This is a genomic window from Sphingomonas sp., assembly GCF_031361285.1.
Lineage (GTDB): Bacteria > Pseudomonadota > Alphaproteobacteria > Sphingomonadales > Sphingomonadaceae > Sphingomicrobium.
Genome location: NZ_JANMCO010000088.1, coordinates 1 through 9,008, shown reverse-complemented (window position 1 = coordinate 9,008; position 9,008 = coordinate 1). Strand labels below are relative to the sequence as shown.

Sequence of the window (9,008 nt, the reverse complement as noted above, 5' to 3'; positions counted from 1 at the left end):
GACTATTTCCGCCTCGGGGCGCTCGAGGTTAGCCCCGACGGCAAGCTCGCCGCGATTCTAGTCGACGACAATGGCTCGGAGCGGTTCCAGCTCCGCATCCGCGACCTCGCTTCGGGCCAGGACATCGAGACCGTCACCGATGTCGGCATCGGCCAACCTTTGTGGTCGAGCGACAGCGCCGGCATCGTCTTCACCGAGGTCAACGAGAATTGGCGCAGCTATCGCGCCCGGTATCATCGCCTCGGCCGCCCGACCGACCAAGCCGTAACGCTCTACGAAGAGACCGGGGAATTGGGCTTCAGCGTCGGTGTCGGGCTGTCGCAGGACCGCTCGCTGATCTTCATTTCGACCGGCGACAATGCGACCAGCGAAGTGCGCTTCGTCACGGCCGCCGACCCGGCCGCGCCGCTGACTCTGATTGCGCCGCGCCAGACCAACCGCGAATATTCGGCCGACGCGGCGCACGGCAAGTTGTGGATCCTGACCAACGACGACCATGTCAATTTCCGCCTGGCCGAGGCCGACCCGACCGCGCCGACAGACTGGACAACCGTGATTCCCGGCTCAACCCAAGTCTATTTGCGCGGGGTCACTGCGTACCGCGATCACCTCGCCATTTCGCAGCGGGTCGATGGGCTCGACCAATTGGTGCTGCGCACATATTCTGGCGAGGAGGCGCGGATCCCGTTTCAGGAGGCGAGCTACGCGGCCGGTTTCGGCGGCAATCCCGAGTTCGCGCCCGCCGCCTACCGCTTGGTCTACTCATCGATGGTTACGCCGCTGACGGTCTACGATTACCGCCCGGATAGCGGAGAGCTCGAAACATTGAAGGTGCAGGAGATCCCGTCCGGCTACGACCCGTCGCAGTACCGCACCGAACGCCTGATGGTGCCGGCCCGCGACGGCCAGCAGGTCCCGGTGTCGTTGGTCTATCCCAAGGGGTTCGAGAAGAACGGCACCGGCAAGCTCTTCCTTTATGCTTACGGCGCCTACGGCATGGCGGTCCCGCCGAGTTTCGGGACGGCAAGGATCAGCCTGCTCGACCGTGGCTGGGCCTATGCCATCGCCCACATCCGCGGCGGCGACGACCTCGGCTACGACTGGTTCTTGCAGGGGAAGCTCGAGCAGCGCACCAACAGCTTCAATGATTTCGCCGACGTGGCGAAAGGCTTGATCGCGCAAGGTTTCACCAAGGCCGGCAACATCGCCATCGAGGGCCGCTCGGCAGGCGGCGAGCTGATGGGCGCGGTGGCCAATAGCGATCCTGATCTGTGGGGGGCGATCATCGCCGGCGTGCCGTTCGTCGACGTCCTCAATACGATGCTCGACGATACGCTGCCGCTGACGCCTGGCGAATGGCCCGAATGGGGCAATCCGATCATCGACAAAGCCGCATTCGACCTCATCCGCAGCTACTCACCGTACGACAATGTCACCGCCCAAAATTATCCGCCGATGCTGATTACCGGCGGGCTCAACGATCCGCGTGTGACTTATTGGGAGCCGACGAAATGGGCGGCCCGGCTGCGCGCGACCAAGACCGACGGCAATCTGTTGCTGCTGAAAATCGAAATGGGCGCCGGCCATGGCGGCAAATCCGGCCGCTGGGAGCATTTGAAAGAGGTCGCCGAAGCTTATGCGTTCGCTTTGACGCAGGTATCCCCCTCTCCCGCGAGCGGGAGAGGGTTGGGGTGAGGGTTCTTGCTCCTATCGGAAAAGCCAATCCACACGCCCGCCGTCTCAGGCGAGACTCGACGGACGCCGAGCAGCTGATGTGGCGGGCATTGCGGAGCCGGCAGCTCGCCGGCCTCAAGTTCCGCCGTCAGGCAACGATCGGTCCGTACATCCCCGACTTCGTGTGCGTCGAGGCAAGGCTCGTGGTTGAGATCGATGGCGGTCAACACGACGAGGAATTGGACCGCCAACGCACAAGGTTCCTGGAGCAGCACGGGTTCAAGATGCTGCGGTTCTGGAACAACGACGTTCTGGAGAATTCCGATGGAGTCCTGGAGACGATTCTCCGAGCTGCACGGGCGGGGACGGAAGAAGAACCCTCACCCTGCCCTCTCCCGCGCGCGGGAGAGGAGAAGAAATGACGCGGCCCACGTTCGAAATGGCGTTTACGGCGCGGCCGGAGCACATTGATGAGCTGGGCCACGTCAACAATGCGGTGTGGGTGCAATGGATCCAGGAGGTCGCGGTCGCCCATTGGGACTCGGTCGCCGACCCCGCCCACAAGGAGGCCTATTTCTGGGTAATCGTGCGGCACGAGATCGATTACCTCCGCGCCGCATTGGAAGGCGACCGGGTGGTCGGGCGCACCTGGGTCGGCGAAGCGCCGAAGGGCGCGCGGTTCGACCGCCACATGGAATTCACCGGCAATGACGGCCGGATCTGCGTCCGCGCCCGCACTTATTGGGCAATCATCGACAAGGCGTCGGGCCGCCCGATCCGAGTCCCGCCCGAGGTAGTGGCGCCGTTCATGACCGAGGAGTAGATAGCCCGCGATGACCCGCCCGATCCTCCACGACTATGCCAAATCGTCCGCCGCTTACCGGGTGCGGATTGCGCTCAATCTCAAGGGGATAGAGTACGACCACCACAAGGTGAACCTGCTGGAAAGCGAACAGCAGGCCGACGAGTATCGCGCCCTCAATCCGCAGGGCCTGGTACCGATGCTCGAAATCGACGGGCTGAAGCTCACCCAAAGTTTGGCGATCATGGTCTACCTCGACCAGCGCTTTCCCGAGCCGCCGCTGATGCCGGCCGATCCCGCCGAGGGCGCCCACGTCCGCGCCATGGCGCTGGCGATCGCCTGCGATATCCACCCGCTCAACAATTTGCGGGTGCTCAAATATCTCGCCGGACCGCTGCGGCTGGGCGAAGACGAGCGTCAGGACTGGTACGCCCACTGGATCACCGAAGGGTTCACCGCGCTGGAGACGATGGCCGCGCCCCGGGCCGGCGCGTTCATGTTCGGCGACAGCCCGACCATTGCCGACATCTGCCTGGTGCCGCAGATGTTCAACGCGCGGCGGTTCAACGTGCCGGTCGACGCCTTTCCGACCTTGCTGCGCGCCGATGAAAACGCCAATCGCCTCGACGCCTTCATCGCCGCCCATCCCGATCGCCAGGAGGTGCCAAAGTGAACCGCGTCGACGACATCAACCGCGGTATGGCGGGGATGACGGCACTCGAATCGGTCGACATCCCGAGCTTGGCGGGCAAGGTCAGCGACGAGGAATGGGCGATCCGGGTCGATCTCGCCGCCGCTTACCGGCTGGTCGCGCATTACGGCTGGGACGACCTCATTTTCACCCATTTGTCGGCGCGAATTCCGGGGCCGGAGCATCATTTCCTCTTGAATCCGTACAATCTGATGTTCGAGGAAGTGACCGCCTCATCGCTGATCAAGGTCGACACCGAAGGCAATCCGGTCGATCCGACCCCGTTCATCACCAATCCGGCCGGTTTCACCATCCATTCGGCGATCCACATGGCGCGCGAGGATGCGCAGGCGGTGATGCACCTCCACACGCCCGCCGGGCAGGCGGTCGCGGCGCATGCCGACGGGCTGCTGCCGCTAACCCAGACGGCGATGCTGATCCGCGGCGAGCTGGCGTTTCACGATTATGAGGGGGTCGCGGTCGACCTGTCGGAGCGCGAGCGGATCGTCGCCGATTTGGGCACCAAGAACGCGATGATCCTGCGCAACCATGGCACGCTCGCGGTCGGGCCGAGCATCGGCGAATGTTTCGTGAGGCTCTATTTCCTCGAGCGCGCGTGCCAGGCGCAGATCATGGCGCTGAGTGCGGGCGAAAACATCAACAATCCGCCCCAGGGCGCCCCCGAAACCGCTGCGGCGCAAGGTACCGTGGGTATCGCCGTGGCCGCCAAGTTGCTCGCCTGGCCCGCCCTCAAGCGCAAAGCGTACCGGCTCGACCCGGGGTTCGCGACCTAGGCCGACGCTGCATCTGGCGCGCGGTCGACACCGAGATGGCGGGCGTAGATCCAGCCGATCCCGATCAGGCTCAATCCCAGCGCGATGAACGAGGCGATCCGCGTCACTCCCTCGAGGCCCGAGGCATCGAACAAAAACACCTTGGCGACGGCCGCCAGCATCAAGGCCAGCGAAGCAAGGCGCCAATCGCGGTCACGGCGGGTAATTCCCCAGACCAGGAAGCCTATCGCCAGGGCAATAGCGAGAATTGAGCGGCCGATGTCCTCCGCCGACGACAGCTCGGGGCCGACCAGCACGGAGCCGTGGAACAATTGCCGCAGCGTCGAGAAGGCAAACAAAGTGATCAGGGCCATCTGAACGATGCCGAGCACCCGCTGAGCGGGTCGCGACGAAAGCCATTGCCGGGCGGTGACTGCCAACCCCAGCGCCAGCGCGTAGACCGGCAGGAGCAGGTTGACGATCGGCCATGCTCCCACCGCCTGCGCATTCCACAGCGGGTTGTGGAGCAGTAAAGTGTAAAGTGTGAGGTGGCTCGCCGCGGCGATTGCTAGGCCAATCGCCACGCGGCGGTCAGCAAATTTCAGCGCGACCGCCGCCGCGCTGACCAGCAACAGCTCCCAAATCATCCGCTCGGCGAGACCCAGCGCGACGAATGCCTCGGGCGATCCGATCGCGAACACCTGCTTGTAGAGGCTGTGCGCACCGATGGTGGCGAGGATTGCCGCGAGGTTGAGCCCGATGACCCGCTCGAGTGGGCGCAGGCGGGCATAAGCGAGCGCCACCGCGGCTCCGACGAACAGGCCTGGGATCAGGAGTTTCAGGAGTGCGGCTTCCTGATGCGGAACAGCCCCAATCAACATGGGAATACCGACCAGCGAGTCCGCGGCTGCGGAGCTCCAGGTCAGCAGCGGCCACGTCGCCGACACCAGGATCAGCATAGCAAAGGCGGCCATCGCCGGGACCAGCCGCTCGTTGGCCAGCCGTCGCCCGGTCCAGACGGCGGCCAGCAGCAGCGCCGGCGCAATCAGCGGCTCGACTCGCTCGGCCACAATCAGTGAGAGCCCACCGCACAGAAACAGCGGGGCAAGGAATTGCGCGATGGAGCGGGCAGCGCGGTTGCCGTCGCGCCAAGCGAACAGGCCGGCGATTCCGGAAAGCGACACCCAACGCAGCGCATCCAGATTTTCGGGAACGCTCAGTCCGTTTAACGTTTCGGTGAACGGAATGACGAGCGCGCCGACGGCAGCGAAAATCCAGGCGACCGGCTCGAAACGCCGACCGTCGGCGGCCTGCCCCAAGTGGAGCAACCCGAAACCGATCGCGGCGACGGCGACCGAGAACGACCAGGCTGGAAGCAGCAGGTTTGCCGCCACGGAGAGCAGGAACGCGGCCACGGTCGACAGGATGACGAAACGGGCATCGCCGCTGCGACCAGGATTTCGCCAGCCAAGCGCGGCGCAGCTGCCGGCGGCCAAAGCCAGGCTGAGGCCAAGCAATCCAAACCACGCATCCAGTGAAGCGTCGGCGCGGTAGAAATGGAACATCGGCAAGATCAGCCCGCAAAGGCACAAAGCACCGATCTGGGCAGCTTCCAGCAACCCGCCCTTGGCTCGCCACAGGCGCCACCAGGCGGGCGGCCCGCAGACAGCGAAGCCGCCGGCCAGGACCAAGGCGAAGTCGCGCGCGAAGGGCGTCGGCCATGCGCCCATCAGCAGCAGTGCGATCAGCAGCGCCACGGCAGGCAGGCGCTCGAGTGCCGGGTCGCGCCGCGCCAGCCACAGCGAGGCGAGCGAGATCAGCGCATACAGTCCCCAATTGATCAGCGCGAAACCGCCCATCGCGACCAGCGCCGCCATCTGCGCGGCCGCAACGATCGCGGCGATCAGTTGCAGCTGGTTGCGGCGGTCGCCGGCGAAACCCAGCGCCGGAATGCCGACCCCGAGCAACAGCAGGTAAAGCCCGAGCGAAATCGAGCTCGGCGCGTCGAGCACGCCGCCGAGGAGCAGCAGCAGGCCCCAGCCGAAGCCGCCAACCAGGGCGCTGATGCCAAGCCACGCCCAGCGCTGGTTGCGCGACAGGGTGCACAATCCGCCGACGGCCAGCGCAAGGTAGAGGGACAGCAACGGCACATTCGGCTCGTCAGACCCAATCAACGCCGGCGCCGCCAGCCCGCCGGCCAACCCCAGCAGCGCGCTTGGCGCACCGAATCGGGTGGCGAGGAACAGCGCCAGCCCGGTCACCGCGGCCATGCCAAGCATTGCTGCGAGAGGGTCAATCAGGCCGTAGGCGTTGGTGGCGATGAGGATGCTCGCGTACAGGCTCGCGAGCCCGGCGCCGGCCAACGACTGGCGGACTCGCGGGTCGCGAACCCGCGCTTCCTGGCGCAGCGCGAACTCGGCGGCGGCGATCAAGACCGCCCCGAACGCAAGTCCAGAGATGACTCGAACGGCCGGCGTCAGCAGGCCGGATTCGATCGACAATTTGACGATCAGCATGCCCGCAATGGCGAGGGTGATGCCGCCGGCCCAGATCGGTAGCCGCCGGCCGAACAATTCCTCGAAATCAAAGTTCAGTATCCGGGCTCGAACGTCCGGTTCTTTGGCTTGGGTTTCAGATTCTTTGGATGGCTCAAGGGTCGGACTCTCATCCACCGTGGCGGCCGCGACCTGAGGCACTTCCTCGACGACAGCGGGTTCCTCGGCGAGCGCCGGTTGTTCCCGAGCGCCAAGGATTGCCGGGGCGCGAAATTCGGCAAACGGGTCCGCGACAGGTTCGAGCGCGTCGAGGCGGCGTTCGAATTGGCCGAGCCGACGGTCGAGATAAACGACGTACGCAATCAGCCCAATAACCAGCCAGACCATTGCTCAACCTCCCGCTGAACTCTCAATACGCAACAATTGAACACTGTTCAACTAGAAATTGGACAGTGTTCAATTGATAAGCTAAGACAGCCGAATGGGGCGGCGATCGGATCACAGCAGGCCGGAGCTGGCGCAGCTGATCGTCGCCGAAGGCCATCGCCAAATGGCCGAACGCGGCTTCGCCGGTTTCTCGGCACGACGCGTAGCGCGCGCCATCGGCTATTCGGTCGGCACCCTCTACAACGTCTTTCCCAGCCACGATTATCTCGTGTCGGCGATCAACGCGCGAACCTTCGAACTGTGGACCGCGCACCTGAGAGGCAATCTCGAGCGCAGTGGCGAGGATCGCATCAAGGCGCTCGTCGAGGCCTATTTCAGCTTCGCCCGCGACAACCCCAACTTGTGGATGGCGATCTACGACCATCGGCTGCCGCCAGGGATGGTGATGCCCGAAGCGGACGCCGAGCGCCGCGCCGAGTTGGTCGGGATCGTCGTCGCCGAGGTCGCCAAGGTCGTTCAGGATCGTTCGCCGGAGGAGCTGCAACGGCTAGCCCGCTCGCTCATCGCGACGGTCCACGGCCACTGCGCCTTCGACTTGAACGGCAGCTTCGAGCTGATGAAGGAACCCGACCCGGTCGGGATCGCCCTTGACCGGGTACGCCAGGCGCTCGCCGCCGAGAGTGGCTAACGAACGCCAAAGTTTGGTCGGGGAGAGAGGATTCGAACCTCCGGCCCCTGCCTCCCGAAGACAGTGCTCTACCAGGCTGAGCTACTCCCCGACCGACCACCGAGCGTAAAGCCGCGGGGGTCAAGGCGCGGGCTTGGTAGCTTGGGGGTTGGGATAGCGCAAGGGAGGCACGGGGCCTCAGTGCCCGAGAGTCTTGAGCCATTCGTCGACGCGGACCATTTTCTCGCGCGGGCTGCCGGCACGGGCGGCGGCTTCCTCGGCGGCCTCGATCCGGCGCCAGTCGGCGAAATTGGTAGCTTTGACGCCGCGTTCCGTGAGCAGGCGCTTGAGGCCTTCACTGCCCGCGCGGTCGCTGCCGTTACCCGCCGGCATGGCGATCGCGATCGCTTCGGCCACTTCATAGCCGTCGGGACGGTTGGTGCCGATCGTCCCGGTCGGTCCGCGCCGCGCCCAACCGACGGCGTATAGCCGGTCCGCGATGCGGCCGGCCTCGTTGAGGAATTTGCCGCTGCGCTCGTCATAGGGGACGCCGGCGATCGGCGGGGTGGTGTAACCGATGCAACTGACGATCAGCGATGCGGGGACTTCATAGGTTTCGCCGGTGCCGCGCGCGCCGCCTTTCTCGTCGAGTTCTGTGCGTTCGACGATCAGCCGCTCGGCATGGCCCCCATTATCTTTGGCGCCCTCGATTGAGAGCGGCTTGGCGAAGAAATCGAACACCATCGATTTGGGCCGGTTCGCGCGGATGTCGTTGAAATCACGCAAGATCGTGACTGATTTGCGCTGGCCTGGCTCGAGTGCGTCGTCGGCCTCTCGCGGTGGGAAATCGGCGAGGTCGACCAACGGCAGCGCCGCTTCCAAATGGCCGAGCTCGCCTAATTCCTTCGGCGTCATCGCAATCTGGTGCGGGCCGCGCCGGCCGAGGATGGTGATCGTCTTGATCGCCGACCGATCAAGCGCATCGAGTGCGTGGCCGACGATGTCCGAGCCGTGGAACTCGGCTTGAGTCTTCGACAGGATCCGCGCGACGTCGAGCGCAACATTGCCGTTACCAATCACCGCGGCGTGCGTCCCGTCGAGTGGCGGATCGAGGTCAGCAAAATCGGGGTGGCCGTTGTACCAGCCGACGAACTCGGCCGAGCCGATGACGCCGGGCAAATCTTCGCCGGGGATGCCGAGCTTGCGGTCGTGCGGCGCGCCGATGGCCAGGATCGCTGCGTCGTAGAGTTCGAGCAGCTCCGCCACCGACACGTCGTCGCCGACCGTAACATTGCCGATGAAATCGACCCCGGCGCAATCCGCGACCTTGTCGTAGCGCTTGCTCACTGCCTTCAACGACTGGTGGTCAGGTGCAACGCCGAAGCGGATCAGCCCGTAGGGAACGGCATAGCGGTCGAGGATGTCGACGCGGGCGGCGCCGCCATAGGCTTTTTCCAGTGCCTCAGCCGTATAGAAGCCCGCCGGACCCGAACCGACCACCGCGAAATGCCGCATTCAC

General features: G+C 65.0%; 8 protein-coding genes and 1 tRNA gene. 6 read left to right on the top strand and 3 right to left on the bottom strand.

Annotated features, from left to right (window positions below; genetic code table 11):
- From RMO25_RS08670 to RMO25_RS08650, 5 genes are all read left to right on the top strand, one after another.
- A partial coding sequence (locus tag RMO25_RS08670) for a prolyl oligopeptidase family serine peptidase (RefSeq protein ID WP_309662203.1) occupies positions 1 to 1,695 on the top strand: 1,695 nt, incomplete at its 5' end.
- On the top strand, positions 1,692 to 2,096 hold the full coding sequence (locus tag RMO25_RS08665) for a DUF559 domain-containing protein (RefSeq protein ID WP_309662202.1): 405 nt from the start codon (positions 1,692 to 1,694) through the stop codon (positions 2,094 to 2,096). The genes RMO25_RS08670 and RMO25_RS08665, both read left to right, overlap by 4 nt.
- Complete coding sequence (locus RMO25_RS08660) at positions 2,093 to 2,497, top strand: thioesterase family protein (RefSeq protein WP_309662201.1); 405 nt, start codon at positions 2,093 to 2,095, stop codon at positions 2,495 to 2,497. Before RMO25_RS08665 ends, RMO25_RS08660 begins: the two co-directional genes overlap by 4 nt.
- Before the next feature lie 10 nt (positions 2,498 to 2,507).
- Complete coding sequence (gene maiA / locus RMO25_RS08655; RefSeq protein ID WP_309662200.1) at positions 2,508 to 3,149, top strand: maleylacetoacetate isomerase; 642 nt, start codon at positions 2,508 to 2,510, stop codon at positions 3,147 to 3,149.
- A 35-nt stretch (positions 3,150 to 3,184) separates the two neighbouring features.
- Positions 3,185 to 3,961, top strand: a complete 777-nt coding sequence (locus tag RMO25_RS08650) for a class II aldolase/adducin family protein (protein WP_309662205.1) — start codon at positions 3,185 to 3,187, stop codon at positions 3,959 to 3,961.
- Here RMO25_RS08650 and RMO25_RS08645 read toward each other — a convergent pair.
- Positions 3,958 to 6,822, bottom strand: a complete 2,865-nt coding sequence (locus RMO25_RS08645) for a DUF2339 domain-containing protein (RefSeq protein ID WP_309662199.1) — start codon at positions 6,820 to 6,822, stop codon at positions 3,958 to 3,960. The two genes, RMO25_RS08650 and RMO25_RS08645, sit on opposite strands and share 4 nt — an antisense overlap.
- Positions 6,823 to 6,916: 94 nt before the next feature.
- Here RMO25_RS08645 and RMO25_RS08640 point away from each other — a divergent pair, with 94 nt between their 5' ends.
- Complete coding sequence (locus RMO25_RS08640; RefSeq protein ID WP_309662198.1) at positions 6,917 to 7,510, top strand: TetR/AcrR family transcriptional regulator; 594 nt, start codon at positions 6,917 to 6,919, stop codon at positions 7,508 to 7,510.
- A 14-nt stretch (positions 7,511 to 7,524) separates the two neighbouring features.
- Here the strand turns inward: RMO25_RS08640 and RMO25_RS08635 are convergent.
- Together RMO25_RS08635 and RMO25_RS08630 are read right to left on the bottom strand one after the other, a co-directional pair.
- A tRNA-Pro gene (locus RMO25_RS08635) sits at positions 7,525 to 7,601 on the bottom strand.
- 86 nt (positions 7,602 to 7,687) lie between these two features.
- On the bottom strand, positions 7,688 to 9,004 hold the full coding sequence (locus tag RMO25_RS08630) for an FAD-dependent oxidoreductase (RefSeq protein WP_309662204.1): 1,317 nt from the start codon (positions 9,002 to 9,004) through the stop codon (positions 7,688 to 7,690).
- Positions 9,005 to 9,008: the final 4 nt, after the last annotated feature.